This window comes from Streptomyces sp. AgN23 (assembly GCF_001598115.1).
Lineage (GTDB): Bacteria > Actinomycetota > Actinomycetes > Streptomycetales > Streptomycetaceae > Streptomyces > Streptomyces antimycoticus.
Window position 1 is genome coordinate 10,339,414 of record NZ_CP007153.1, and the last position, 25,406, is coordinate 10,364,819.

Annotated in this window: 27 protein-coding genes and 3 pseudogenes; 18 read left to right on the plus strand and 12 right to left on the minus strand. The window is 67.7% G+C overall.

Annotated features, from left to right (window positions below; translation table 11 throughout):
* Window positions 1-52: 52 nt before the first annotated feature.
* Entirely contained in the window at window positions 53-205 is a 153-nt protein-coding gene (locus tag AS97_RS48175) for a hypothetical protein (protein WP_247204693.1), read from the minus strand.
* Window positions 206-716: 511 nt separating this feature from the next.
* Complete coding sequence (locus AS97_RS44090; protein ID WP_247204694.1) at window positions 717-1,049, minus strand: isocitrate lyase/phosphoenolpyruvate mutase family protein; 333 nt, start codon at window positions 1,047-1,049, stop codon at window positions 717-719.
* Between the two features lie 221 nt (window positions 1,050-1,270).
* Between AS97_RS44090 and AS97_RS44095 the strand changes: the two genes are divergently transcribed.
* Complete coding sequence (locus AS97_RS44095; RefSeq protein ID WP_210566885.1) at window positions 1,271-1,915, plus strand: TetR/AcrR family transcriptional regulator; 645 nt, start codon at window positions 1,271-1,273, stop codon at window positions 1,913-1,915.
* A gap of 614 nt (window positions 1,916-2,529) precedes the next feature.
* Here the strand turns inward: AS97_RS44095 and AS97_RS44100 are convergent.
* The gene (locus AS97_RS44100) at window positions 2,530-2,913 is read right to left on the minus strand and encodes a hypothetical protein (RefSeq protein ID WP_210566886.1); all 384 of its coding nucleotides are present in this window, start codon (window positions 2,911-2,913) and stop codon (window positions 2,530-2,532) included.
* 135 nt (window positions 2,914-3,048) lie between these two features.
* Between AS97_RS44100 and AS97_RS44105 the strand changes: the two genes are divergently transcribed.
* Window positions 3,049-3,816, plus strand: coding sequence for an ADP-ribosylglycohydrolase family protein (locus AS97_RS44105; protein ID WP_210566887.1), 768 nt, complete (start codon window positions 3,049-3,051; stop codon window positions 3,814-3,816).
* Window positions 3,817-4,139: 323 nt separating this feature from the next.
* On the opposite strand, the gene AS97_RS44110 is transcribed toward AS97_RS44105, so the two are convergent.
* Together AS97_RS44110 and AS97_RS44115 are read right to left on the minus strand one after the other, a co-directional pair.
* The gene (locus AS97_RS44110) at window positions 4,140-4,607 is read right to left on the minus strand and encodes a DUF417 family protein (RefSeq protein ID WP_125759652.1); all 468 of its coding nucleotides are present in this window, start codon (window positions 4,605-4,607) and stop codon (window positions 4,140-4,142) included.
* Window positions 4,608-4,767: 160 nt separating this feature from the next.
* Window positions 4,768-5,436, minus strand: coding sequence for a class II fructose-bisphosphate aldolase (locus tag AS97_RS44115; protein WP_247204695.1), 669 nt, complete (start codon window positions 5,434-5,436; stop codon window positions 4,768-4,770).
* Window positions 5,437-5,919: 483 nt separating this feature from the next.
* Here AS97_RS44115 and AS97_RS44120 point away from each other — a divergent pair, with 483 nt between their 5' ends.
* The 4 genes and pseudogenes from AS97_RS44120 to pgi all read left to right on the plus strand — a co-directional run.
* Window positions 5,920-8,160 (plus strand): FUSC family protein, encoded by a 2,241-nt coding sequence (locus AS97_RS44120; protein WP_210566888.1) that lies wholly within the window; start codon window positions 5,920-5,922, stop codon window positions 8,158-8,160.
* A 59-nt stretch (window positions 8,161-8,219) separates the two neighbouring features.
* Window positions 8,220-8,447 carry a hypothetical protein gene (locus tag AS97_RS44125; protein ID WP_210566889.1) on the plus strand — a complete coding sequence of 76 codons (228 nt, stop codon included), beginning with the start codon at window positions 8,220-8,222 and terminating at the stop codon, window positions 8,445-8,447.
* A 151-nt stretch (window positions 8,448-8,598) separates the two neighbouring features.
* On the plus strand, window positions 8,599-8,745 hold the full coding sequence (locus AS97_RS44130) for a hypothetical protein (RefSeq protein WP_210566890.1): 147 nt from the start codon (window positions 8,599-8,601) through the stop codon (window positions 8,743-8,745).
* A gap of 69 nt (window positions 8,746-8,814) precedes the next feature.
* Window positions 8,815-9,450 (plus strand): annotated as a pseudogene (gene pgi / locus AS97_RS44135) (glucose-6-phosphate isomerase); the annotation flags it as partial.
* Window positions 9,451-9,476: 26 nt separating this feature from the next.
* Here pgi and AS97_RS44140 read toward each other — a convergent pair.
* Window positions 9,477-10,405, minus strand: a pseudogene (locus AS97_RS44140) (IS5 family transposase).
* Window positions 10,406-10,518: 113 nt separating this feature from the next.
* Between AS97_RS44140 and AS97_RS44145 the strand changes: the two are divergent.
* The 3 genes from AS97_RS44145 (at window position 10,519) to AS97_RS44155 (ending at window position 12,224) form a co-directional block, all read left to right on the plus strand.
* Window positions 10,519-11,184, plus strand: coding sequence for a nitroreductase (locus AS97_RS44145; protein ID WP_125759646.1), 666 nt, complete (start codon window positions 10,519-10,521; stop codon window positions 11,182-11,184).
* A 278-nt stretch (window positions 11,185-11,462) separates the two neighbouring features.
* Window positions 11,463-11,894 (plus strand): hypothetical protein, encoded by a 432-nt coding sequence (locus tag AS97_RS49130; protein WP_349017627.1) that lies wholly within the window; start codon window positions 11,463-11,465, stop codon window positions 11,892-11,894.
* Between the two features lie 3 nt (window positions 11,895-11,897).
* Window positions 11,898-12,224, plus strand: a complete 327-nt coding sequence (locus AS97_RS44155; protein ID WP_210566891.1) for a SpoIIE family protein phosphatase — start codon at window positions 11,898-11,900, stop codon at window positions 12,222-12,224.
* A gap of 387 nt (window positions 12,225-12,611) precedes the next feature.
* Here the strand turns inward: AS97_RS44155 and AS97_RS44160 are convergent, their stop codons facing one another.
* The 3 genes from AS97_RS44160 to AS97_RS44170 form a co-directional block, all read right to left on the minus strand.
* The gene (locus AS97_RS44160) at window positions 12,612-13,067 is read right to left on the minus strand and encodes a cupin domain-containing protein (protein WP_125759658.1); all 456 of its coding nucleotides are present in this window, start codon (window positions 13,065-13,067) and stop codon (window positions 12,612-12,614) included.
* 23 nt (window positions 13,068-13,090) lie between these two features.
* A complete protein-coding gene (locus AS97_RS44165; RefSeq protein WP_185930005.1) occupies window positions 13,091-14,011 on the minus strand; it encodes an NADP-dependent oxidoreductase in 921 nt (306 codons plus the stop codon).
* A gap of 197 nt (window positions 14,012-14,208) precedes the next feature.
* On the minus strand, window positions 14,209-14,637 hold the full coding sequence (locus AS97_RS44170; protein WP_125759642.1) for a hypothetical protein: 429 nt from the start codon (window positions 14,635-14,637) through the stop codon (window positions 14,209-14,211).
* A gap of 133 nt (window positions 14,638-14,770) precedes the next feature.
* Here AS97_RS44170 and AS97_RS44175 point away from each other — a divergent pair, with 133 nt between their 5' ends.
* Together AS97_RS44175 and AS97_RS44180 are read left to right on the plus strand one after the other, a co-directional pair.
* Window positions 14,771-15,016, plus strand: a complete 246-nt coding sequence (locus AS97_RS44175) for a hypothetical protein (protein ID WP_086711006.1) — start codon at window positions 14,771-14,773, stop codon at window positions 15,014-15,016.
* A gap of 576 nt (window positions 15,017-15,592) precedes the next feature.
* Window positions 15,593-16,954 carry an FAD-dependent oxidoreductase gene (locus tag AS97_RS44180; protein ID WP_210566892.1) on the plus strand — a complete coding sequence of 454 codons (1,362 nt, stop codon included), beginning with the start codon at window positions 15,593-15,595 and terminating at the stop codon, window positions 16,952-16,954.
* A gap of 215 nt (window positions 16,955-17,169) precedes the next feature.
* Here the strand turns inward: AS97_RS44180 and AS97_RS44185 are convergent.
* Window positions 17,170-17,259 (minus strand): annotated as a pseudogene (locus AS97_RS44185) (ribose-5-phosphate isomerase); the annotation flags it as partial.
* A gap of 755 nt (window positions 17,260-18,014) precedes the next feature.
* Between AS97_RS44185 and AS97_RS44195 the strand changes: the two are divergent.
* Entirely contained in the window at window positions 18,015-18,617 is a 603-nt protein-coding gene (locus AS97_RS44195) for an ALF repeat-containing protein (RefSeq protein WP_059142291.1), read from the plus strand.
* A 198-nt stretch (window positions 18,618-18,815) separates the two neighbouring features.
* Window positions 18,816-19,019, plus strand: a complete 204-nt coding sequence (locus tag AS97_RS44200; RefSeq protein WP_161500530.1) for a hypothetical protein — start codon at window positions 18,816-18,818, stop codon at window positions 19,017-19,019.
* A 271-nt stretch (window positions 19,020-19,290) separates the two neighbouring features.
* On the opposite strand, the gene AS97_RS44205 is transcribed toward AS97_RS44200, so the two are convergent.
* A complete protein-coding gene (locus AS97_RS44205; protein ID WP_247204696.1) occupies window positions 19,291-20,262 on the minus strand; it encodes a MarR family transcriptional regulator in 972 nt (323 codons plus the stop codon).
* A 228-nt stretch (window positions 20,263-20,490) separates the two neighbouring features.
* Here AS97_RS44205 and AS97_RS44210 point away from each other — a divergent pair, with 228 nt between their 5' ends.
* From AS97_RS44210 to AS97_RS48185, 3 genes are all read left to right on the plus strand, one after another.
* Complete coding sequence (locus AS97_RS44210) at window positions 20,491-20,760, plus strand: hypothetical protein (RefSeq protein ID WP_143670532.1); 270 nt, start codon at window positions 20,491-20,493, stop codon at window positions 20,758-20,760.
* Window positions 20,761-20,962: 202 nt separating this feature from the next.
* A complete protein-coding gene (locus tag AS97_RS44215; RefSeq protein WP_125759636.1) occupies window positions 20,963-22,096 on the plus strand; it encodes a hypothetical protein in 1,134 nt (377 codons plus the stop codon).
* Window positions 22,097-22,282: 186 nt separating this feature from the next.
* Window positions 22,283-22,450, plus strand: coding sequence for an aquaporin (locus tag AS97_RS48185; RefSeq protein ID WP_247204697.1), 168 nt, complete (start codon window positions 22,283-22,285; stop codon window positions 22,448-22,450).
* 200 nt (window positions 22,451-22,650) lie between these two features.
* Here the strand turns inward: AS97_RS48185 and AS97_RS44225 are convergent, their stop codons facing one another.
* Window positions 22,651-23,544, minus strand: coding sequence for a LysR family transcriptional regulator (locus AS97_RS44225; RefSeq protein WP_059142295.1), 894 nt, complete (start codon window positions 23,542-23,544; stop codon window positions 22,651-22,653).
* A gap of 102 nt (window positions 23,545-23,646) precedes the next feature.
* Between AS97_RS44225 and AS97_RS44230 the strand changes: the two genes are divergently transcribed.
* Complete coding sequence (locus AS97_RS44230; protein ID WP_079059151.1) at window positions 23,647-24,753, plus strand: zinc-binding dehydrogenase; 1,107 nt, start codon at window positions 23,647-23,649, stop codon at window positions 24,751-24,753.
* A 393-nt stretch (window positions 24,754-25,146) separates the two neighbouring features.
* Window positions 25,147-25,383, plus strand: coding sequence for a hypothetical protein (locus AS97_RS44235; protein ID WP_148181136.1), 237 nt, complete (start codon window positions 25,147-25,149; stop codon window positions 25,381-25,383).
* Window positions 25,384-25,406: the final 23 nt, after the last annotated feature.

A 25,406-nucleotide genomic window follows, 5' to 3' on the forward strand; every position in this document is an offset into this window, starting at 1 on the left:
GATTGTCCTCTTTCTCATATGCGTTGTGGGTTCTGGGTTTCCGAGTGGGTGTTTAGACGAAGGTGGCCTCCAGCGGCGTGGCCTCGTTGCCGAGCTCAGCGGCCGCCATCATGGTCAGGCCCACCGCCAGGTAGGTCTGCTTCTCCATCCAGTGGTTCAGGTCCTTGTAGCCATAGTTGCGCAGATTGAGGAAGTTTCGAGTCATTGATTCCCGCAACTCCTGCTTTGGCAGGTCAGGGAACCGGCCGTCGGCCTTCTCCTTCGTGCACACCGCCTCGAGGTGGCTCTCAGACACATCTGCCCGGGTGGTGAGGAGTGATGGTGTGCGACGCGTTCAGGACCTTCTCGCCGTTGTCCTGGAATCGTTCGCCCCGGTTGTTGGCGAGCCGCTCTTTGCCTTCGGGCGTGGCGAGGACGTAGAAGTGGTTGGGGCTGTACGTTCACCGACGAGGGCGTCGAGCGCAGGAACCTCAGCAGCTGCTGAAGTGTTTCCTCCGGAATGGTCTTGCTGGGGTCGAAATACCTGGTGAGGTGCTTGTTCATGAGCTTGTGGAGGTCCATGTCGGCCTGCCTTCTTCCTGTGATGAATGGGTGAGGAGCGGCGGTTCGCCAGGGGCGGGCTAGTTCTTGCCGCGGGCAAGTAGTTCGCTGATGCGCTCGAAGCTGATTCCTGTCGTCGCGGCGGTGAGGTCACCCGTGACGAGAGCCTTGGCGGCCTATTCGGGTGCCCCCATCGCGTGGGTGTAGAGCGCCGGACCCACGCTGATGCGCTTGACTCCGGCCTTCCGCAGTTCAGCGACGGTCAGTACCTTGTCCGCCGGCGAGATGAGGACGTTGACCGGCGTTGGTGCGACGGCGGTGACGATCGCGGTCAGGGCATCGAGGTCGGGTGGGTAAGGGGCGTAGAGCACATCCGCGCCGACCTCGGCGAAGGCCGTCAGACGCCGGATGGTGGCGTCGAGATCGGGCCGCTGCTGGATGAATGTTCGAGATGAAGCCGAACTGTGCGCCGATGGTGTCGAGGGTGCTCTGCGCGCCGGCGGGGACATCGTCGGGAGCGGGAACGGTTAGCCGTGACATGGCGGATCAGCCTCCGGTGGGTGGGTGAGTGGTGATCGTCGGACCCGGGCCGGGCTCGTGGTGCTGGAAAGGTCCAGTCCCCGTGGTGATTACGGCCGTATCCGCATTTTTTGGGCTGTTCAGCCCACTTCCTAGAGTTAACGTCCCTCGGTCCTGGGCTGTCAAGCCCAATCTGGAGTTATCCTGGACCATGACCACCAACACGGCAGCTCCGGCGCCTGGCAAGCTCACGGCCAAGGGGAAGGCGACGCGTACCCGCATCCTGGAGCATGCTGCTGAGCTGATTTACACAAAGGGTGTCCACGCGACGAACAACGAGCAGCTCCGCCGCGCCGCCGGCGTCAGCGGGTCGCAGCTGAACCACTACTTCCCGAGCAAGGAGAGTCTCGTCCTGGCGGTGATCGCCTGGCAGGCCGAGCGCGTCCTGACCTTCCACCGCAGTGAGCGGTTCACTTGCTTCGACAGCCTCGACGCGTTTCGGGCGTGGGCGGATTTCTACGTCGGCTACGAGCGGGCTTACCAGGAAGGCTGCACCCTCGGCTCCCTCGCGAGCGAGATCATCAAGACGGACCTTGACGTTCACGACGAGCTCGCGAGTGCGTTCGACCAGTGGAGGGTCATCTTCCGTGATGGGATCGCGCGTATGCAGCAACTCGGCCGCATCAGCCCTGAGGCGGATCCCACGCGGCTGGCCAATCTGCTCCTCGCCGCCTTCCAGGGCGGTATGCTGCTCGCTCAGGTCGCGCGGGACATCGCCCCACTGAAAGACGCGTTGCAGTCAGCCATCGACTACGTGCAGACCTTCGCGACCTCTCCCGACCGCGGCGTACTCTAAGCTCGGTAGCCGCTTCCACGTGTATGGGTCAGCGGAGTTTGGCATTACGTGCTTGTCGGTGATCCGGGTGGCTGCCCTTAATCACGTGCGTGACGTGTTGATCCGGGGCCGGACTCGGGCCATGGGTTCTCGAGGACGAGCCGGAATGGACTCACCTGGCTGACCCGGTGCTCGCCCTCAAGGAGGCGCACCGGGTGCTGGGGGTGGGAGGGCTTCTCGCCGTCAGCGCGGTCAGTCGGCACAATGATCCCGCGCTGGCGCCATTCCTCCCGGGCTGGGGGAAGCCGCTGAGCTTCGAGGCGGAGAACGGGCCCGAACAGCTTGGCGGTGTCTTCGATGTCGTCGATGTCCAGCGCTGGGACCGGCCCATGGTCCACCTCTCAGCTGTGGCGCCTTTCGCGAGCCGCGCACAGGGCATCACAACCGCCGACCATCCCAGAAACCAGGCGAGGAAGCAGTACGTCCCGGGCCGCCCCGGCTCCGCGCCGTGCGACCCCGAGGTGTGCGTCGTCCGGCCGGCCGCGCCCTCGCCGCGCGCCTCGGACAGGTCGGGAGAGAAGAAGCGGGCGTATCACCATCGGTGCGCGGAACGTATCGCTGCCGACGCACCCTGTTCAGCCGGTGACCACGGGGCACTCGCCTTCGCCCCGCTCGGGCAGGGCGGCCGCGGCGGTGTGGGGGAGGGCGATGGCCTGAGGGAGGAAGGGGTTGGGGTCGGTGGTACGCCGGGTGGCATAGCCCCGACGGGTGTGGGCGGAGTCGGTGAGCCGGACGAGGCGTGTGCCGGATGCGTCGGGTGAGGTGGAGGTGTCCACGACGGCGAGTTCCGGTGCGATCGCCACCCCCAGGCCATACCGGCACACCGCCACCGACGCGTGCCGGCCGAAGGATCTCCTCGCCGACGAGGTCGCCCAGCGCCGCGAGACCTGGTACGACGTCGACGACGTGGTACGCGCGGTCAACGTCACCGATCCGGAGGACCGCGACGCCTTGCTCACGCTGGTCGATGGCATGCGCGACAGCCCCCGCTTGCCCGGCTGGACCTACGAGGAGCCCGAGTCGCTCGACGACATCCGGGTCTCCGTGTCGCCCGCGCAGACCGTCGCCCACGACAGGACCGCTACCACGACCAGGTGCACGCGGCCTGGCTCGGCCGCGTCGTCGGCTGCAATCTGGGCAAGCCCGTCGAGGACGGCGACCACTGGACCGTGGAGCGCATACGCGACTACCTCAAGCTCACCGATTCCTATCCGCTCACCGACTACGTCGTCGCCCTCGACTCTCAGCCGGAGGGCTTCGCGTTCCGTGAGTGCCGGCCGGAGACCACGCGCGGGAACATCGACGGCTCAGCGGGCGACGACGACATCGACTCCACGATCCTCGGCCTGCATCTGCTGGAGACCCACGGCCGTGGGCTGCGCCCGGAGCACGTGGGCACGGCCTGGACCGAACTGTTCCCGCTGCGGCAGATCTTCACCGCCGAGCGCGCGGCCTACCTCAACCTGGTCAACGGGCTGCGGGTACCGCAGATCGTCTGGGATCTGGCGATCGGGCAGTCCGTCGGGATCAACACGAACTTCAGGGACACCGCGGGCGCCGCCGACTACCTCAAGACGAACAGCGAGTACGCGGCCGACTCCCTCGGACTGCCGACGAGCTGGACATGGAGCAACTTCACCTCGGCGTGGTCCCAGGCCAACATGGGTGCAGGCTTGTGGAACTCGCTGCTGATCGTCCTCTGCACCGGGCGATCACGTGCGTGGTCGCGAGCCTCGCCGCCTATGCCCTGGCGCGGCTCAAGGTGCGCGGGTTCTCGGCGTTCATGTCGACGACCTTCTTCACCTTTCAGCAGGGCTTCACCCAGAACTTCACGCTCATCAGCGCGGCCGGGTTCATCATGATCGCTCCGATGCTCATTCTCTTTCTCCTGCTGCAGCGCAGGTTCATCAACGGCCTCGCCAACTCCGGGATGGGAGGCATATGACCTGAGACCGGGCGGCGCGAGCCGCCCCGCACCCCACGGCTGGTCAGCCACCGATCAGCGCAGCGGTCCGAGTTGCGGAAGCCGCAGAAGCACGATCAATTCAGGAGCGCGGTCAAGCTCGGAGGCTGTGCGAAAGAGTGATCCGCGGAGAAGTGAGCCAGTCCAGGCTTATAGCCGGCCGTCGCAATTCACACCTACATGTGAAAAGGCTCCTGAAATTCGTCGCTATCGCGTTGTGGACTACGTGTGCTGTTCGGCTTGCAGAGATTCGGCAGCCGTGAGCAGGGAAGCCCCCAGCAACACGATGTCTTTTACCAGGAACTGACCGGCGAGAGAGAGCTTTGGTTCTCCGCGCCTCTCCTGCCATGCCTCGGGCGTTGTGGCCAGGAAACTGAGAGTGGTGGCGAATATCCCAGCAGCCCCCAGGCTTCCTAGCGCCGAGGCTTTCGGCGCGAACGGTTTCGCCGCGATCAGTGATCCCGCAACCATCTCTGTCACACCGATGACCCTGGCCAGTTTTTGTTCGCCGAGTTGGGTGAGGAGTCGAGAGAATACAGGGCTCGCGGCGATCAAGGGCCGAATGTTATCGACCTCGTAACTTTCGAACTTGAGCCGTCCAATCGACAGGAGATTGAGCGCCAGTCCATAGCGGATCGTTGAGAATCCTGTGCTCTGAAGGCCCTTACCGGCCGTGGAATACATTCTCATGCGGGTGTCCCTTCACCTGTGCACCGCAGAACTCCCTACAACTGCTCAGCGTACGCCAGGTCCCACCTCCTAGCACGCCGACCCCGGATCCTTTTCCGCATTTACTGAGAGGATGTCTTATCTGGCGAGGTGTCGGTGCTCAGTCGACGTCCTCGCGCGATTACTTCATTTTCTTGCCCGCGGCGCGCAGGTTCTCGCAGGCCACGCCGACCCGGGCCGCCGTGCCTGCCTCGGCGGCCTTGCCCCAGGTGCGCGGGTCGTAGGCCTTCTTGTCGCCGACCTCGCCGTCCACCTTCAGTACCCCGTCGTAGTTGCGGAACATGTGGCCGGCGACAGCGCGGGTGAAGGCGTACGGGGTATCGGTGTCGACGTTCATCTTGACCACGCCGTCGTCCAGGGCCTCATTAATCTCCGCGATCATGGGGCCAGAGCAAATGGAGAGGTTGGCTGCGAGGGGCTCCGCGGAGCCGTTCCGCATGTGTGACTGAAAGAGCGGGTTTTGACCCTGGGCGACGCGCTCGCAGGAGATCGCCAGCAGCGGGCGCACGTAGCCGTCCAGTTTGTCCTTCGGGCAGTGGTCGGTATGGAGGGCGACGTTCACCGGGTACTTCTCAGCCACGATGTGCGCGAACTCCGCCAGCGCGACGGCGCCGGTGACCATGTCCTTGTTGTACTGGCCGCCCAGGAACTCGGCACCGCCAGGTGAGATCTGGACGATGCCGTCGATCTCCGCCTCGGCAGAGCCGCGCAGAGCAGCGCGCAGCGTCTGCGACGAGGTCACGTTGGTGGACGGGTAGGCGAACTTGCCAGCCTTCGCCCGGTCCGGCATCTCGTTGTAGACCTAGGGAGTTGCGATGGGCATCTGTCCGCTCCTCACGGTGCGGCGGGATGGAGCGGGGGAATGCCGGAGACGCCGTCAGCCTTCATCTTCGCAGGCCCCGGTTAGAGTTCCACGGTAACCGTGCCGAGCATCCGAAACACACGTGCTGAGCTTTGCTGTGGAAGCTCCAGGTCAGCGACGGCCGCCAGACCGTGGGCCGGGCAGCAGAGAGCGGCCTCTGCGTTCTGGCCAGGCGGCGTCTCGGGGTCCACAGCGCAGTCGGCGTGCAGGTGCAGCAGTGATTCCAGTCGCCTCATGCGAGACGCTGCCTGTGCGCAGAGAATAGAAGGCGTGGGCGCGGTGTCGCGGGGCTTCGATCCTCCGGAGACCTGGAGGCAACGCGGTCTTGCGCACATGCGGATCTTTCGATGGTTCCGTGTTCGCTCCGCAGGGCCTTCGACGCTGCGACGAGCGGTGCGAATCGGATTTGTCATGCCCGCAGTTGTAGCGATTGCCATCGAGTTCGTCGGCGACCGGGAATTTGCGATCTTCGCGGCATTCGGTGCCCTGGCAGGCTTGCTGTTTGTCGACTTCAGCGGTCCGATGCACGTACGGCTGTCAGCGCAGACCGGTCTGGTGCTGTCCGGGGCCGTGTTGGTCTGCCTGGGAACACTGGCGTCCCAGGTGATCTGGGTCGCTGCGGCGGCCACCCTCGCCATTGTCTCCACGCTTCTGTTCGTCGGCGTGGTCAGCTCTGTGCTGGCCAGCGCGACGACCGCCCTCCTTGTGAGCTTCATCCTGCCGGTCACGATGCCTGGCTCGGTGAGTTCGATCCCGGACCGGCTCGGCGGCTGGCTGCTGGGCGGGGCGGCCTCGCTGATCGCCATCGCCGTGCGCTGGCCGGCACCTGTCCGCGAGCCATTGCGGCTGTCGGCCGCTCGCGCATGCGGATTGCTTGCTCGGCAGCTGCGCGCCGAGGCCGAATGCGTTCGCAGAGATTTTGAGCCGCAGAGCAGAGCGGCGCTCGATGTGCTGACCGAAGAGGCCGCCGCTGCCGTGACGGCCGTACGCACGTCCTTCTTCAGCACATCGTACCGGCCAACCGGACTCAGCACGGCAGCGCGCGCCCTGATTCGGGTGATCGACCAGGTGGTGTGGCTGAATACGATTCTCAAGCGAGCGCCGCTGGAGTCTCAGCCCGAGCCGGCCGCGACAGCGGTTTGCTCAGTGAAGTTGGAATCCGCGGCTCTGCTGGAGCGGGGTGCTGCATTGCTGGAATCAGTCGTCGGTGCTCCGAGCGAGCTGGACGCCGGTCTGAGGCGTCTGGAACAGGCACGGGCAGCCATGGAGCGCACGGTCACGTCTCTCGTTCCACTACACCGCGGCGAGACATGCCCGGGGGCGGTTCCGGACGTGGCGGTGTCGGAGTTTGTCAGGTCATTGCAGCCGAGCTTTCACGCCCAGCAGATGGCCTGCGCGATCTCGGCCATCGCCGTGAATGTCGAAGTCGCCGCGGCCGCCCATCAGCGCAGCTGGTGGCAACACCTTCTGGGGTGTCGGACCGAGGGGGTGGAGTCCCCGCTCTCCTCCGCGCGGGAACGCGTGAGTGCGCAGGCCGAACGGCATTCGGTGTGGCTCCACAACAGTGTGCGCGGGGCGACCGCCTTGTGCCTCGCCGTGCTCGTGGCCGAGTTCACTGGCGTCCAACACTCGTTCTGGGTCGTCTTCGGCGCGCTGACCGTGTTGCGCTCCAATGCGCTGAACACCGGGCAGAACGCCCTAAGCGGCTTGCTGGGAAACGCCGTCGGGTTCCTGATCGGCGGAGGGCTCATCATCGCTCTGGGCACGCACCCGGTAGCCCTCTGGCTGCTACTCCCGCCGGCCGTGGCCTTCGCCGGAATCTCACCCGAAGCTGTCTCGTTCACCGTCAGCCAGGCCGGTTTCAGCACCGCACTGTTGATCTTGTACAACATCGTCGAGCCCGGGGGATGGAACATCGGGCTCGTCCGCCTCGAGGACGTGGCCATCGGCTGCGCAGTGAGCCTCGTGGTCGGGGGGTTGTTCTGGCCACGGGGGGCAGGCTCCACACTCGGCAAGGCCCTGTCCGAGACCTTCTCCGACAGCGCTCGCTACCTGCGCAGCGCGATCGAATGCAGCCTCACCCGCTACGACGTACGCGTGCCGACGGCTCCGATACCAAGCGACGACAGAGACCGTGCAGTATCGGCGGCACGCCGACTGGACGAAGCCTTCCGCGGCTTCCTCGCTGAACGCGGCACGAAGCACGTCCCGCTGGCAGGTGTAACGACATTGATCAATGCGGGCGTCATCATCCGACTCACAGCCGACGCCGTCCTCCACCTCTGGAGGGGTGAGGATTCGGCGTTCAAAGAGGGTCGTACCGCGGAACGTGCAGCGGTCCTTGAGGCAAGCGTGCAGCTTGTCGATTGGTACGAGAAGACAGCGCGAGCGCTGGCGGGCACGGGCACCGTTCCCGACCGCATCGAAAGCCGGCTCCCTACCTGTCTCCTCGTCCAGGCGGTGCGCCGCGACCTCAGCGAAGCGGACGGACGTGGAACCGCAGCAGCCGTGAAGATGATATGGACCGAGGACCACATCGATGCCGTCAGACGCCTGCAGGAAACAATCCTGGGACCCGCGCAAGCAGCGTCTCGGCAGTGCCTGCCCTGGTCATGGCTTGGCGGACGCCGAGCCTCGGCCACTCAAGGATGAGCCCGGGTTCCAGGTGACCAACCAGCGGTATCTGAAGTAGCCCACGATCCTGACGGCCGATGTCGGCACTTTTTGATGCAGCGGCCGACTACGAGGAGTACGCCGACGGCCGTCCGCGTGTCGACGGCGTACGGGCCTTTCCTGACCTCGCGTTGCCCGAAGGCTCGGACGACGAGCCTCCGGAGCTGGAAACCGCGCACAATCTCGGGAACCGCAGGAACGTCCAGCCGCCGGAGCAGATCCACACGCAGGGCGTAGAGGCGTACACGGGCTCGTCCGTACGTTGAGGCCGTGCGGGTGGCCGGACTGTCCACTGCCGTGGTCTCCTCCGGTGCCAACGCTCATGGTGTCCTGGTGTCGTAACCGCACCTGGACACCTTCCTCGAAGCTGCGCATGACCGGGGCGTCGAGCCCGGCGCGGCCGAGGTCTTCGAGGACGTGCCTGTCGGCGTGGAGGCTGGACGGTCAGGCCACCTCGGATACGTCGTCGGAATCGACCTGATCGGTCAGGCGGACGCGCCGCACCAGCACGGCACGGACGTCGTCGTGGGTGACCTTGACGAGGTGGTGGAGGACAGACCGTGATTACGCACTCTGCCTACGTGGTCGAGCCCCGGCGCGTGCGCGAGACCGGGCTCCGCTGGGACGTTCTGGATGCCTTACGAACAGTATCTGAAACGGTTTCCGGCGTACCTACGGCAACTCACCATGGAGTCGAACGGCAAGCACGTGACCGTGGACGGCCACGTGGTCGACTACGACACCGGACCCGTCTACTGGGGAGAGGCGGGTACCAACGGCCAGCACAGCTTCTACCAGCTCATTCACCAGGGAACCCGGCTGATTCCCGTCGATCTGATCGGTTTCGGCAAGAGCCTCAACCCACTGAGCGACCACCACGACATTCTGTCGTCGAACGTCTTCGCTCAGGCTCGAGCGCTCGCCTTCAGCAAGACCGAGCAGGAAGTCCGGGACGAGGGCCCCCCGCCCGACGTCGTGCCGCATCGGGTGATGGAGGGCAACCGCCCCACCAACGTACTGCTCGGCGAGATCCTGACACCCCGTCTGCTCGGGGCTCTCATCGCGCTGTACGAGCACAGCGTGTTCACCCAGGGGGCAGTCTGGGACATCGACTCCTTCGACCAGTGGGGTGTGGAACTCGGCAAGGTACTCGCCGTCCAGATCACCCCCGGACTCACCTCCGCGGTGGAGCCGGAACTCGACCACGACTCGTCGACCAATGCGCTCATCCGCCGTTACCGCGCACTGAAACACCGAGGGCACTCCTAGGGATCTCCTAGGGAGTGTCCTGGCGATCATGCGCGGAGCCAGATGACGAGTGCGGCTGCGGTGACGGTGCCGAGGTAGACATAGCCGTGTTTGTCGAACCTGGTCGCAACCGCGGGGAAAGCCTTCAGCTTGTTGATCGCCCGTTCGACGGTGTTGCGCTTCTTGTAGCGGTCCTTGTCGAAACCAGGCGGCCGACCGCCGGCGCTGCCGCGCCGGGCCCGGTTGGCGGCCTGGTCGGCTTTCTCCGGGATGACGTGCCGGATTCCTCGTCTGCGCAGGTAGCGGCGGGTGCGGCGGTTGCTGTAGCCCTTGTCTGCGCTGACGCTGTCCGGCTTTGTATGAGGCCTGCCAGTGGCGAGCCTCGGCACGCGGATCTCGTCCATGACCGGCTCGAACTGGGTGCAGTCGGCGCACTGCCCAGGCGTGATGACCAGCGAGAGCGCCCGGCAGCGGCCGTCCGCACTCATGTGGATCTTGGTGGTGAACCCGCCGCGTGAGCGGCCGAGCGCCTCACCTCCCGCACCACCTCCGCCAGCCGGTCGATCAGTTCCGCCCGGATCCGAGCGGCTTTGACCGCCCAGACGAAGCCCCTTTTAACAGCGGGCGGCGGAGCCTGCAGGGCGCCAGCGGCGTGGTGGCGCGCGCGCACGGATGTCGAGTCGACCGAGATGTCCCAGTCAATCTCGCCGACCGCGTCCGCCTCGGCCTGGACCCGCTGGAGGAGCATTTCCCACGTTCCATCCGCTGACCAGCGGCGATGCCGCTCGTGCGCCGTCTTCCACGGTCCGTACCGCTCAGGCCGATCACGCCACTGCACGCCCGTGCGTATCCGGTAGAGCACCCCGTTCACGATCTGGCGGTGATCCCGCCACCGACCGCAACGCCCGTTGCTTACTGGTAGAAGCGGCTCCAGCCATTCCCACTGAGCATCCGTCAAGTCGCCTCTGTCTCCCACGGTCCCACCAACGACTGGACTGATCGTCGGGACATCTTCCAGCCTCCGGCGATGTTCGGTGCTGACCGCTGAATACGGTGGAGGGGCCCGGTTGAATGAGAGGACGCGAAGACGTGGATGTGTATGAGGCCGTGGACAGTCGCCGGGCCGTACGGGCGTTCAGCGATGAGCCGGTGCCCAGGGAGGTACTCGAACGAGTGCTGACCGCAGCGATGCGGGCTCCGTCCAGTGGGAACCTCCAACCGTGGCATGTGTATGTCGTGACTGGCGAACCCTTGGCCGAACTGAAGAGACACGCAACCGCCAGGGCACTGGCGGGAGACCCGGGTGATGAGCGGGAGTACCCGATGTACCCGGACGAACTGACCTCGCCGTATCTGGACCGCTTCTCCGCCGCGGCCGCCCAGCGGTACAAATCCCTGGGAATCGAGCGCGACGACCCTGACCGGCCCCAGAAGATCGCCGCCTTGAACTCGGAGGCGTTCGGGGCGCCGGTCGTCCTCTTCTGCTACCTCGACCGGACGATGGGGCCCGGACAGTGGGGTGACGCGGGGATGTACCTGCAGACGGTCATGCTGTTGCTGAGGGCGGAAGGATTGCACAGCTGCCCCCAGGTGATGTGGACCATGTACCGCAAGACTGTCAGCCAGATAGTCGGAGCCGATGACGGGCTCGTGCTCTTCTGCGGCATCTCAGTGGGATTTGAGAAGGAAGGCGTGCCAAGGCTACGTACCGGGCGGGCGGACATGACGGAAACGGTGAGCTTCATCGGAGTGTGACCGCTGACAGCCGAGATCGACAGGACACTGCCTAGGAGCTCAGCGAGATGTTGCACCTACAGCCACGACCGATAAACAGTCAGGCGAACTCCCGTCTTCTCGGTCTATGCGAGGCGCGTCACCGCGTCGTGGGCCATCAAGCCGGATCGATTGACAACGCGTGCTAGAGGAGAGCAGCCATGGCCTGACACCCCGATGCGGCTCGGTATGATCGGGCTCGGCCGGATGGGCGCGAACCTCGTACGCTGGCTGACGTGCGACGGCCACCGGTGTGGTCTATGACGTCAGCGAAAGCGCCGTACAGCGGCTACTGCCTCATGATCGGCGGCGAGCGGGAGCCCGTCACCCGGCTCGACCCCATCTTCCGCACCATCGCGCCCGGCACCGGCATTGCCGAGCCCACACCGAGCAGACACGCCAACGGGTCGGCGCCGGAAGGCTATCTGCACTGCGGTCCCAGCGGGGCAGGCCACTTCGTGAAGATGGTCCACAACGGGGTCGAGTACGGAATGATGGCCGTGATCGTCGAGGGGCTCAGCATCATCGAGCACGCGGACGCCGGCTTGCGCAAGCGCGCCGCCGACGCGGCTCGATATCGGCGGAGACTGGTACGACGCGTTCCTCTTGCCCGACGGTGCGGTCGCACTGGAGACCGGCGACGCCCAAGGGCACGACGTGGAGCCGCAGCTTTCATGGGACAGGTGCGCTAGTCCATGCGCGCGATCACCACCCACGAACCGGGGCCGGGAGCCGTGCTGACACGCACCGACGAGCTGCTCGTCACCATGGACGCACGACGCTTCGCCGACTGCACCATGCTGCGTATCGATCCGCGCGATGGACAGGTCATCGACACCAGCGTAGGCCACGTGCCGCTGCTCTTGGCACGCGACGACCGCAGCCATGACATCCGCATACTTTCCGACGGGCCGGTACTGGGAGTCGTGCCCGAGATCGACTACCCCGAGGAGACCTTCACGTTGGAAAGAACACCGCGCTGGTCCTGGACACCGACGACGTCGTCGAAGGGCCGGGGCTGACCCTGGAAGCCGGGCTGGAACGAGCGGGAACGTAGGCCGGCCAGGCTCGCCTCGACCGCCTCGACCGCCTCGACCGCCTCGACCGCCTCGACGTCGAGGCGACGGCGGACCGAATCCTCGACGCCGCGGTCGCGGTGGATCACCTCGACGACGTGGCCGTAGTGGTGATCCGACGCGCTTAGAGGTCGCGCAGATTGGCCGGCCAGCATTGACCAGTGAGTAGACAGGACAGGCACAGGTTTCGCGATCACAGAGTTGCGACACCCTGTGCTCATCGGGGAGGCGTGTGCCTGTGCTGCCATCACGGCCGGAACGTCGTCGACGACACCGCACCTCACCGACCACCCGGCTTGTCCTTCAGGCTCTACCTCCTTACCACCTGATGGACTACGCCCTCGGGTCGTCGACCTTGAGCTTGTCTCCGGTGTTGGAGACGTAGACCACCAGGAGCTTGGCCCGTTCGGTCCGGCTGGTGTTCTCGGTCAGGAGGTGGTGAGCGCCCGGCCGCTCGACCCAGTTCTCGCCCTGGCGGTAGGTGCGCTCGGGCTTGCCGGCGAGCTGGCTGCGCACGGTGCCTTCGAGGACGTAGGCGTAGACGAACGCCTTGCCGTGCCGGTGCGGCATCGCGCGTGCTCTGGGCGGGAAGTCGACGACCACCGAGGTGAACGTCTTGCCCTGCACATTCGGGAGGGCCTGCTGGAGCAGGGGCTTGACGGTTTCGGTGGGGTGCTTCGATGTCACGGCCGCGGTGGGCGTCTTGGCGTGGGCGGGCTGGTCCGAGGCGGTGCAGGCCGTGGCCGCGGCCAGCGTGGCGACGGCCAGCAGGCCACCGGCGATCCGCATTCCGGTCACGATGGGTCTCCTGTTCAGTCTTCCGCGACGCGGATGATCGCCTTGCCCGGGGTGCGGGTGGCGGGGGCGAACGCGGCGGGTGCTTCGGTGAGTGGCCGTACGGCGCCGACGACGGGCTTGAGCCGGCCGTCCCTCACTCGCGTGGCGAGGTTGGTGAGCCGGGCGCGGTCGGGTTCGACGACGAAGAAGACGGCCCGCCCGTCCTTGGGCTGGACCTTGGGCGGCATGACGACGGTGACCAACGTGCCGCCGGCCCGGACCAGGGCGGTCGAGCGGTCGAGGATGTCTCCGCCGATCACGTCGAACACGACGTCGACCTCGCCGACGTCCTCCAATTTCTCGGTCTGCAGGTCCAGGAAGGTGTCGACGCCCAGCGCGAACGCGGGGTCCCGGTCGGCGGACCGGCCGGTGCCGATGACGCGGGCGCCGGCCTCGCGGGCGAGCTGTACCGCGATCGAACCGACGCCGCCCGTGGCGCCGTGGATGAGGACGGTCTGGCCCGTGGCCAGGCGGCCGTGGTCGAAGAGGCCCTGCCAGGCGGTCAGCCCTGAGATCGGCAGTGCGGCGGCCAGGGTGTGGTCGACGTCCGCCGGCAGCGGCGCGAGATTGCGGGCCTCCACCGCGACGTACTCGGCCAGCGAGCCGTTGCGGGCCCAGTCAGCCAGGCCGAACACCCGCTGGCCGACACTCAAGCCGGTGGTGCCGAACCCCAGCTCTTCGACGACACCCGACAGTTCGTGCCCGGGCACGCTCGGCGTCCGGTCGCGGCCTGCGCGATCGGTCCACGTGCCCGGCCAGTCCAGCTCTCCGGGGGTGATGCCCGCGGCGTGTACCCGCACGACGACGTCGTTCTCGGCCGCGTGGGGGTAGGGCATGTCCGTCAGGGACAGCCCGGCGAGACCGGCGTTACGGTCTCGGACAGTGATGGCTTGCATAATGGTCCTTACTGGGGAGGGGCGCATGAGCGCGCAGCCCTTTCGCGCAGGGCTCATCGCGGCTCGTCGGCAGAGGAACGCAGCAGGTGGAAGCATGCCGTCCGCATGATCGATCTCATCTGCCCGTGAGCGTTCCTTCGTCTGTCCCGATGTGGTTCTCATCAGGGAGACGAGACAGCCCCTCGGGGTGTGACGGCTCAGACGTGAGAAAGCTTGTCCGGGTTGACGACCCTGCGGTACGCGGTTATCAGACCGTCTGTGATCTGCAGCGTGTCCATAAAGTGGACACGGCCCTCCCGGCGGAACACCAGGGCGAGCTCGCCGCCGACCTCGGCGAGGTCGATGCGGTCCGGACGCCACTGGCGGCCCACCCGCACCATCACCTCTGCGACGCGCTGACCACCGTGGATGAGCTTGCGTGCCGCGGCAGCCTTGCCGCCGCCGTCGGTGACGTAGACAGCGTCCGGGTGTAGCAGCCTGACCAGGCCGGGGGGCACGTCCTCGGCATCGGCCACACTCCCCAGCAGCCGGTAGGCCACACCGAAGACCGAGGGCCGATGGCTCTCCCAGTCGGCTCCGAGCACGTCCTCCCGCCCAGACAGCCCCGGTGCGTGCCCGTCACCCATGCAGACGCAACCTCCTCCAACTCGCGGGATCCAGAGTAGCCAGCCGAACTCGTGATCTGCGGTGCGCCGCACCCGGAGGAAGGGCGGATGCCAGGCGCCGCGTTCCAAGGGCCCCTGCGGCTTCAGAGTGCAGATGCCGGACAGACCCGCCGCCGAGCGCGACGAGGAAGCCGTCGCCATATGGCGGGAGGTGACCTGGGCCATTCCCATCGGCGCGGTGCTCGGCAGCCTGCCGTCCGGCACCTTCTCCCGCGGCCACTGCCACGGCCCCATCGTCAGCGGCTGGAGCATGGCCATCACGGGCCTCGGCTTCACCGGGAACCCTGGGTGGCCGCCGCGTTCCTGGCGCTCGCAGGCGTCGCCGGCATGGTCTCCATGATCTTCTGCCGCCGTGCTGGTCCTGGCTTTGACGGCCCTCGCCTCGCGTATGTATCGGATCTGACCGCCCCGCACTACGGCGCCCCGTCACCAGCGAGCACCGAAAACAGCGATTCCCGCAGTGGACCAGGCCTTTTCTCCCGGGGCGATTCCGGTTGAAGGGGGTATCTATACGGCTTGAATGCGGTGAGTCTCGAAATACTTGCTGTGTCGCAGCAACAACTCAACGTATTCCGGACCCTTATCGGTGGCATGGTCGTTTCCGGTGCGCTCGTCCGGGCCGTGCGGCTCGACATGCCGTACCCGTGGCGCGGGCAGTGCGCCCGGCCTTGCCCATCACCCGCCCGCCAGGAAGCTCCAGAATTCCATGGCCGCCGTCCGGGCTCATAGCAGAAGCGTGACCAGTCCCGGTTCCCTTCCCGGAGCTGTCGCTGGGGCCCGAGCCTCCTCATGCCGGCGCGCGCATCGTGTCGTGAGCCACGAGGATGGGTGATAGGAGCCGAATGCCGGAGTCTCGCAAAGCCGGCCGCAATAGTCGGCATCCTGCAAACGCAGCTCCCGAGAAGGGAGGGACACCGTGGGGCGACTCAGGATTCTCGTGGTGGGCGCAGGCTTCGCGGGCGTAGCATGCGTAGGCCGTCTGGAGCGCCGGCTGGCTCCCGCCGACGCGGACATCGCGCTCGTCACGCCGGTCTCCTACCAGCTGTATCTGCCGCTGCTGCCGCAGGTCGCGGCGGGCATACTCACTCCGCAGTCGGTGGCGCTCTCGCTGCGCCGCGGAAGGTACCGCACTAGGATTATCCCGGGCCTTGCCATCGGCGTGGACGCCCGAGCGAAGGTCTGCGTCGTCCGCCGGATCACCGGCGAACTGACGAATGAGCGCTACGACTACATCGTGCTCGCGCCCGGCAGCGTGACCCGCACCTTCGACATCCCCGGCCTGAAGGAACACGGGCGCGGCATGAAAACGCTCGCCGAGGCCGCGTACCTGAGGGACCACGTCATCGCCCAACTCGACCTGGCCGATGCCGCTGTCGACGAGCAGGAAAAGATCTCCCGACTGCAGTTCGTTGTCGTCGGAGGCGGCTACGCGGGCACTGAGACGGCGGCCTGCCTGCAGCGGCTCACCACCCACGCGGTGCGGCGCTACCCACGGCTCGATCCGAGCCTGATCAAGTGGCACCTGATTGACATTGCGCCGAAACTCATGCCCGAGCTGGGCGACAAGCTCGGCCGCAGCGCGATGGAGGTGCTCCAGCGGCGCGGGGTGGAGATCTCGCTCGGCGTGTCCGTCGCCGGGGCGAGGCCGGACCAGGTCACCTTCACCGACGGCCGGGTCGTCCCCTCCCGGACCTTGATCTGGACCGCAGGAGTGGTCGCCAGCCCGCTGGTGGGAACGCTGGGGGCCGAGACGGTACATGGACGGCTCGCCGCCACCGCGCAGATGACGCTGCCTGGCTTCGACGGCGTCTTCGCGCTGGGCGACGGCGCCGCCGTACCCGACCTTACGGGGGGCGACGGCGCCGTCTGCCCGCCCACCGCGCAGCACGCCCACCGGCAGGCCAAGACAGTGGCCGACAACGTCATCGCCGCGCTCCGCGGCGAGCCGCTTCGGTCCTACCGGCACAGGGACCTCGGTCTGGTGGTCGACCTGGGCGGCAGGGACGCGGTCGCCAAGCCGGTGGGCATCGAGCTGCATGGTATGCCCGCGCAGGCGGTGGCCCGGGGCTACCACATGGGGGCGATGCGCACCAATGTCGCCAAGGCGCGGGCGTTGACGAACTGGATACTGAACGCGGCTGCGGGCGACGACTTCGTACGGATCGGGTTCCTCGCGGAGGAACAGCCGTCGCTGCGGCACTTCGAACAGACCGACGCCTACATGACGCCGCAACAGGTGCGGGAGCACACCGCCTCGCTCAACGCCGACCAGGGCTGACGCCGCCGACCCGGCATGTCGTCGAATCGTCATACGACGGACGCCACCCTTAGGCCGTCCGTGGCGGCTGACGGGAGGAGGTTGGTGGGGCATGCCGGGCAGTGCTGCCGCACCGGTGCGTGGACCGGACTGGACCGATCGGGGGTGCTGCCGCCCGGTACGGGTGCGGTGTCGCCCGCGGAGACGGCGGCTCTGCACGCTGAGATGCTCGGGGGCACCGGCTCGTGGCCGGCAGCCGTGAGCCACGCGACGAGGTGGTTCTTGAGTTCATAGCCGGCATGGTCCGAGCCGAGGTGCACGCGCATGCCGCGGAGTGTGCCACGGTCGGCGTTTCGCGCCCGTATTCCTCAGGTGTTGCATGTCGAGTCACCGCCGCTTGGCGGAAGCAGCGATCTGGGAGAGAAACCCGCTGCAGGGCCGGACCACTCCTCGAAGTCGGCGGAGCACGGGAGCCGACGAGCGGCTCTGAGCGATGACACACGACTCGTGGCGAGAACCCGTTGGAATCTGTCAATGGAGCCTATCTCCGTTGTGAACACAGGCTCCTGGCATCGAGGCGGAGTCGGTGATCGTCGGCTCCCGGTCCAATGAAAGTCACTCACATGCACGTCCAGATCGCAATCGGAGGTGCCTCCGATTCATGGTCGCGGCAGACCGCGAACTACGCCTGGGGCCGACGCCCAGCGCAACCGGGACCGCGTCCTCGGGGTGGCGCGCACGGCCTCCGCTGCCGGACGGACGCCGACCCTGGAGGCCACCGCCCGCGAGGCCGGCGTCGGGATCGGCCCCCTGTATCGGCACTACCCGACCCGCGAGGCGCTGATCGAGGCGGTCTACCGCACCGAACCTGCGGAGGGATCCGTCCGACACCGGTCCCTGTGCGCTCGTCGACACCCTGTCGGCTTCGGTGTCGTGGCGGGGCCGCGTTCGCGGCGCGTGCTCGGGCAGGGATTTCAGTGAGTCCGCCGCTCTTTCCCGGATTAACGGATTTCTGGTGCGGTGTTGACGTGCATGGGTGATCATCGGCTTACTCGAAGTTCGATCACGGAGGCGTACATTCATGAGACCGACGCGTGCCGCTCTGCTCGTCGTGGCCACCGCACTGACCCCAGCTCTTCTGTTCACCGCCCCGGCGCTTGCCGCCGGTTCGGCGGCCGGGGCCACCACCACTTCGGTGGCGGCGGTGTCCGGGACACCCGTGGACGAGATGTCGGAGGATGAACTGCGTGCCGCCATCGCGGTCATCCTGGCCGACGAGGACAGCGGCCGGGGGGTCGTCCGGGAGGCCAATGAGGCCCTCAACGGCACCGTGGAGGACATGCGGGCCTTCTTGAAGACCGGCTATCGGCTGGCTCAGGCCGAGGACGACCGGGTCGCCATCGCCCGTATCCTCCACGTGGCAACACAGAACCATGACAAGCGGGTCATCGAGGAGGCCAACAAGCTCCTCGACAGCGATTCTCCGGAGGAGATGCGCGCCTGGCTGGAGACTGGCTATCGGCTGGCCCAGGCCGAGGACGACGCCGTCTACATCGTGCGCATGCTCACGGACCCGAACATCAGCGATGCCCTTCGCGCCGCTGTCAACGCAGCCCTGGACGACGGTTCCCCGGAGACTCTGCGTTACTTCCGTGAGGTGGGGCAGTACGAGGTGGACGGCTAGGCCGAGCCGGGGGCTGCCGCCCGAGGCGTCACGCGGCCACCGGGTCGATGACGCGGTGACGTCCGCCGGCGTGCTGGGGCACCCGGCGACCGGTGCGGCCGTGGGCCCGGCGCGGCAGCCCTGGACCTGCGGGGCGGTCGCGGCGAGGACCCGCCGTACGCCCGGGGTCTCCATGACCGTCTCGCGCACGACGTGGTCGTGGGCGGTGAGCCGGCGCAGGTCGGCACACTGCTCACCGCCGGAGCCGCGGAAGGGGCGCTTTGGGCAGACGTACTCCCCGACGACGTCGTCAGCACCTTGGTGGGCATCTTCCTCGCGACCGACGATCACGAGCAGGCCGGACGCATGCTCGGCCTGCTCGTCGACGGCCTGCGGGCCGGGACGTCGGCGAAGCGCGGCTGACCGGGGATGGCTCTCGCGCCAGCCCCAGGGCTCCGGGCTGCTCGGCCGAAGGTCTGGTCTTGTCGGTGAGGCGCTTGGGCGCGTTTTGAGACAACGGCCGAGACGTCAGTTCGCGTATCGGTCAGCGGCCCCCTCAACGGTCAGCGCCCCGGTGGGGAGTCGTGAACGGGGTGCTGGGGAATGACGTGACGCCGATCATGAAGATCGTGGGACATCGCGTGCCCGTCGACAGGTGTACGGCCCCGCCCCGTGGTCCTGGACTTTCCGGGTTTCAGACCTGAGCCGTGCTGGGTGGGGTGTTGAGGAGGGCGATACCGAGGGTGGTGGGGCTGTGGAGTGCCGTGTTGCGGTGCCGGACGGTACGGATCAGTTGAGCCGCGCGCAGAGTGGTCGCGTGTTCGCTGGCGCTGGGAGGCGCGATGCCGACGAGGGCGGCGAGTTCCTTGGTGGAGCAGCCGGGGTGCTCGGCGATGGTGTGGAGAACGGCGGCTCGGGTCTGGCCAAGAAGGAGGGCCAACGGCGATCGGGCTCCAGGCGGGGGCGAGTGTGCTGGTAAGACGGACAAGGACGGTGGGTCCGAGGGCTGATCGTGGCTGATGGCGTATCGCAGCACGGGCTGTGGCTCGGCGTCGATGTCGATGGCTGGTGCTTCTGCTCCGAAGACCGAGGGGACAAGCATCAGGCCCCGCCCGTCGAGGTGCAGGTCGCCGTCGAAACCCGAGGCCATCGCCATCTCGAGGACGGGCGGATTCCAGCGGATACGCCCCGGGTGGAGCGAGGCGAGCAAGTGATCCATACCGCCGGCGAGCACCTGCCGCATCCGTTTCCCGCGATCTGCTGCGGCTTCGCCCGTGATGTGTCCCCAATGAGGGGACAGCAGCACTTCGTAGACGTGGTTCAGGCTGTCGCACAGCTGCCGTAGCAGGTCGGAATCGTCTGCCAGATGGTGTGCCCACGGCGGGAGCGGCTGCCACTCTGCCACGTGGGCAAGATCCTTACGGATCTGGGAACGGGGTGTGGCCCGTACCCGCTCCAGTAACTCCTGCGGGTTGCCGATGCCGGCGGAGGTGAGAAACGTGGGCGCCCAGCCGCCGGGTGGGATCAGGTCGAGGACCATACGCGCCTCAGGGTCCAGACGGGCGTGGGCGGCATGTCTCCAGGCTTGGAAGCGCAGCGGCCGGCTGCGAGTCTGCAGGTTGCGCACCGCGGCGCCCAGTTCCATCAGCGGCGGGGGCTGCGCCACTCGTGTCCGCGCCAGATCCTCAAGCGTGAAGTGAAGGCGGTAGACCACAGTTCCCCCAGGTCACGTACGGAACGGTCTCGGCTGATTCTTCCGGAAATGCCGTTGTTCGGTCCATACCGAATCTGGTCGAGAAGTGGCCCGCTGATGGGGAGATTGGGCATCGGGTGCCGGTGTGTCCGACACCCGGCCAGTCTTGACCACCGCAGATCAGAGGGGAACATCATGCGCATGCGACGTGCACTGGTGAGCATGGCCCTGGGGGGTGCGCTCGCTCTCGGAGGCACAGCTGTGACGGCCCAGGCGGCCGATGGCACGGCGTCACCGCAGCTCTCGGCCGACGAGACGAACGCTGTTCCGGCCAGCTGGCACTTCTACCGCGCCTACTGGACCAAGGCCGCCTGCCTCACCGAGGGAGACGCTCTCGGCGGCACCTACACGTGCTCCTACGGAAAGGGTAACGACGGCAAGTACAAGTGGTTCCTGTACCGCTGGTACTGATCCCGCACCTCGAACTCTCGTGACGGCGCGCCAGTCCATCTGGCGGGCCGTCACGGCTGTTGGACGGCGCCTTCATAGTCCGTGCGGATGCGCGGGCGGGCGCTGGATCTGGCGTACATCCGGGGAGCTTCTCGCCTCCTGTCGGCACTCTCCCGGTAGCCGGTACCGTGGGTGGCGCTTCGAATACGAACGGGGAGTTGACGTGTGGGGAGACAACGGCCGTACGGCAAGGTCGTTATGGGGCGGCGGTCTCGCGCTGCTGCTGGCCGTGGTGCTCGCGGGCTGCGGGGACGGCGGCGGACAGTCCGAAGGCCCGACCGGCTCGGCGACGGGTGCGCCCAAGGGATCGGCGTCCGGTGGGTCGGGCGGTTCCAGGACCGGGCTGCTCTACCGGGACAAGGAAGTCTCGCTGAGTAATGTCCAGGCGATCAAGAACGGATGCCCGTCCGATTTCAACTTCTATGTGGAGTTCACGGACAGCGGGCCTCGCGTCCTCGGGCCCGATGAGTCGAACCCGCGCCTGAACGACGACGGGGACCAGACGGACGAGGGCAGGCCGCCTGTCCTGTCATGGGAGCCTCCGTGCTCCTGGGACAACGAGGTGTTGGACTTCGACGACGTGCCCGTCGCCAAGGTTGCCGCGGACGCCGGGGACCTCGACCAGGCGGGCTGCCAGGATGCCGCACGGGCAGCGGTCGGCGACGGCACGCACGTCGACCGCTACAAGACCCGGGCCCTGGCGGCGGGGGACCGGTTCTGTGAGGACTTCGCCGCGGGCGGCCGCGTGGTCCTCCTGCGCGTGGTGAAGGTGAGCGGATCCCCCGTCGGGGAGCTGACCTTGTCGGCGACCCTGTGGGCCGGACCGGCGAAGACCGAGGGTGCACCGGCGCAGCCCGGTGACAAGGTCTACGAGAACCAGCCCGTCACGGTGTCCGACGAAGTGGCCAAGGGGCACGGCTGTGTTCTCGGCAGCGTTGGGCTCGGTTCGGACATGCCGGTCGTTACGTACCGGAGCAGACTGAACGGCGGCGGGGGAGACATCGAGTACTTCCCGAGCTGTCTGTCCGGAAGCCCGAAGATGCGGTTCAGCGCATACGTGGCCCGGGTGAAGGGCACCGCCGAACTGGACCTCACCGCTTGCCAGGACGCCGCGGCGCGCGGCGAGAGCAACGAACTCGAGGTACCGGTCTCCGAACTGCGGACCGGGGACCGGTTCTGCAGGTTCGACAGTCTCGACAAGGACGTCGCTCTGCTGAAGGTGACCGCCGTAACCGCCAAGGCCCCCGCCTCGGTGACCTTCTCGGTTACCCGCTGGGAAGCTCCCGAACCGTCGTAGCAGTGACCGGGGGCGGCCCCTGATCTTCACCCCACCCGGCAGGCGCAGCGGAGGGCACATGAATGCCGCCGTGACGGTCGCCCTGTGGCTGGTGGACGCCGTTCCCGGTTCGCGGTGTCCCGCCCTGTGCGCTCGCCCAACTCGCGGGCTCGGTGGCGGGGACAGACCTGGCGCGCCTGGTGCGGGGTGACGCGGTCTCCCTGTCACCGGTCGATTACGGCGCGATCGGGCATCGCTCTCCTCGGCCCCCTCAGCGGAGGCTCGATCAACCCCGCCCGCCAATTCGGGCCTGCCGCGCTCTCCGGGCAGACCAGCGATCTGTGGATCTGTCTGATCGCACCGATCCGCCTCTGAACGAACGAGGCCGCTATGTGATGGTCTGATCACATAAGGCGTTCGGCTCCAGTGAGGCGGGGCCGACAGTGGCTGGAGTGAAGGGAGCCCTGGTGAATTTCGGACTCGCCGGGGAAGCGTCGGCGGTGGCCATGACGGGGCGGGGCGGGGGGATCGTGCGGATGGTGGCCGGGGTCGGCCGGTCGTCCGGGCGGTATGTGTCAGATGGTCGAGGTGATCGCTCGGGTGACGGTGGTGATCGCCGGGGTGGGGTGGCCGGGGAGGCGTGCCACGAGGACACGGCGGATCTCAGGTGGCGCGCCTTCGACGGGTACCAGGCTCACCCCGGGCGGTAGCACCGGTGAGAGCCGCAACGGCACCGTCGTCACCCCGAAGCCGCCTGCGACCAGCTGGAGTTTTGTCAGCCAGTCGCGTGCGCGGTGGACGATGTGCGGTCGTCCGGGCAGGCCGGGCCAGACGCCGAGCAGTGGCTCGGAGTTCGAGGACGGGGTGGCGATCCACGCGGCGTCGACCAGCTCGTCGACGTGCACCGTGGTGCGGCCGGCGAACTTCCCGGTCGACGGCACCGCCACGACCAGTTCCGTGTCCGCGACGGTATCGACGTGCAGGCGCGGCGAGTCGCTGTCCAGGGGCCGGTGGGGCGGGCGGGACGTCAGCACGGCGAGGTCGATCGAGCCTGCCCGCAGCGCCCGGATCAGGGCGGGCGTGGTGCCCTCGGTGGTCGTGACGGTGATCTGCGGGTCGGTTGCGGTGAGGCGGGTGAGCGCGGCGGGCAGGATGATCGCGCCCGCGCTCAGGAACAGTCCGAGCCGCACCAGTTCGGTCCGTGGGACGGTGCCGGTGAGGTCGGACTCGGCCGCCGCGAGGCAGTCCAGGATGGTGCGGGCGTGGCGCAGCAGGGTCAGACCCGCGGGGGTGAGCCGCACCCCGTCGGGGCGGCGGTCGAACAGGGTGGTGCCCGCACTGCGTTCGAGGGAGACGGCCTGTCGTGAGACCGCGGACTGCGTGTAGCCGAGCCTGGCGGCTGCCGCGGTGAAGCTGCCGGATTCGGCGATCTGCTGCAGAACCCGCAGACCCGTACTGGAGATGTCCATGCGTTATACGCATACCACAGATGCCGGATCGTCGCTTCCCGCATGATCGCCGGACTCCTAGTGTCGATGCCGAAGGACCCGGACGAACATGGAGGTCATCGCATGCGAGCAGCGGTATTGACGCGGTTCGGCGCCCCGCTCACGGTGCGGGAGGTGCCCGACCCTGAGGCCGGCGGCGGTGAGGTGGTGGTCGAGGTGCTGGCTACCTGCGTCCCCCCGTACGCGGGCGAGGTCTTCGGCGGCGAACGGAACTACCCCCTGGTCCCTCCCGTCGTGCCCGGGATCGGCGGCGTGGGACGGGTCGTCCACGTCGGCCCGGACGCCACCCGGCTGCGTGCCGGGGACCTGGTGTGGTGCGACTGCACGGTGCGTTCGCGGGACGACGCCCTGACGCCCGACATCACGCTTCAGGGCTGGAGTTCCCGCGGGGAGGGCGGCGCGCGGTTGGCCCGGTACCTGCACGACGGGTCGTTCGCCGAACGTATGCGGGTCCCGACGGAGAACGTCTTCCCGCTGCCCACCGTGGCAGGGGACGACCCGGCCCGCTGGGCCGCGCTCAGTGTGCACACCATCCCTTACGGCGGGCTGCTGGCAGGCGGGCTCGCAGCCGGCGAGACGCTGCTCGTCAGCGGGGCCACCGGCAACCTCGGCAGCAGCGCGGTCGCGGTCGCGCTCGCGATGGGAGCGGGCCGCGTGGTCGCCCCGGGCCGCAACCGGGCAGCGCTCGACCTGCTCGCCGACCGGTTCGGTCCGCGTGTGCGCCCGGTGCCGCTGACCGGGGACGAGGACACGGACCGGGCGGCGATGTCCGCGGCGGGCGACGGCCCGATCGACATGGTGATCGACCTGCTCCCGCCGAGCGCACCCAGTTCCGCGTCGCGTGCGGCGGCCATGACCGTGCGCGAATACGGCCGCGTCGTCCTCATGGGCGGCGTCGGCATGCTCGGTGGCGACGATCTCGCACTTCCGTACCCATGGATCATGCGCAACTCGGTCACCGTGCGCGGTCAGTGGATGTACCCGCGCACAGCGAATGTCGGCATCATCCGGCTCCTCGCCTCGGGCGCGCTGGACCTCGCCCCCGAACGCGTCCGGACCTTCGGTCTCGATGCCGTCAACGACGCCGTCGCGTGCGCCGCCTCCCACGGCGGCCCGTTCGACCGCACCACCCTCGTCCCGGTGGCAACGGTCAGGCCCCCGGGCAGGTGACCGCGACTGTCGTGAGCCCACCGGACCGCGCTCGCGCGGTCCGGCGTGCGGTCGGGTCGCATGAACGCGCTCGCGGTGAGATCGCCCCGCCTCTTCACCCGTCGAGCGGACCGAGTGCCAGGCCGTGGCCCGGGGAGTCGAGCCGTCGGGACCTGCGACAGGGCAGTGGCCCACTTGCTCGCCGCACGGTTCGTCGACGACCACACCTGGCAGCCACTCGTCGAGCGTCCCCTCGGCGGCGCCCCGCGTCCTGCTGATCGAGTGCCGGACGGTCTCGCGTTCGTCCGGGCTGTTCCAGCAGTTCACCAACCGGCGGCATCCGCGACCTCCCCGCGCTGTTCAACGGCCGCGAGCGACACGTGGTGGTCGACACGGCCCCGCCTGCAGCCGACGGTGATCGTCACGGGTGCGGATGCCGGCGACCGCACCGCCGCGCAGGTGCTGCTCGCGCCGGTGGCCGCCGCGCACCGGCGACTGGAGCTCGTCCGGGCGGACGGCAGCCTCATCGCCCGCCGCCTGACCGCGCTCGTCCTGGTGCCGGCGATCGTCGCGGGGCGCCGACATGCCGGTTCGAGGGCGGTCATGGCTCCGGATCGGGTCAGAAAACGGTGGTCCGGGGTTGCCGAATGACCCAGGTTTTGAAGGTCTTGCGG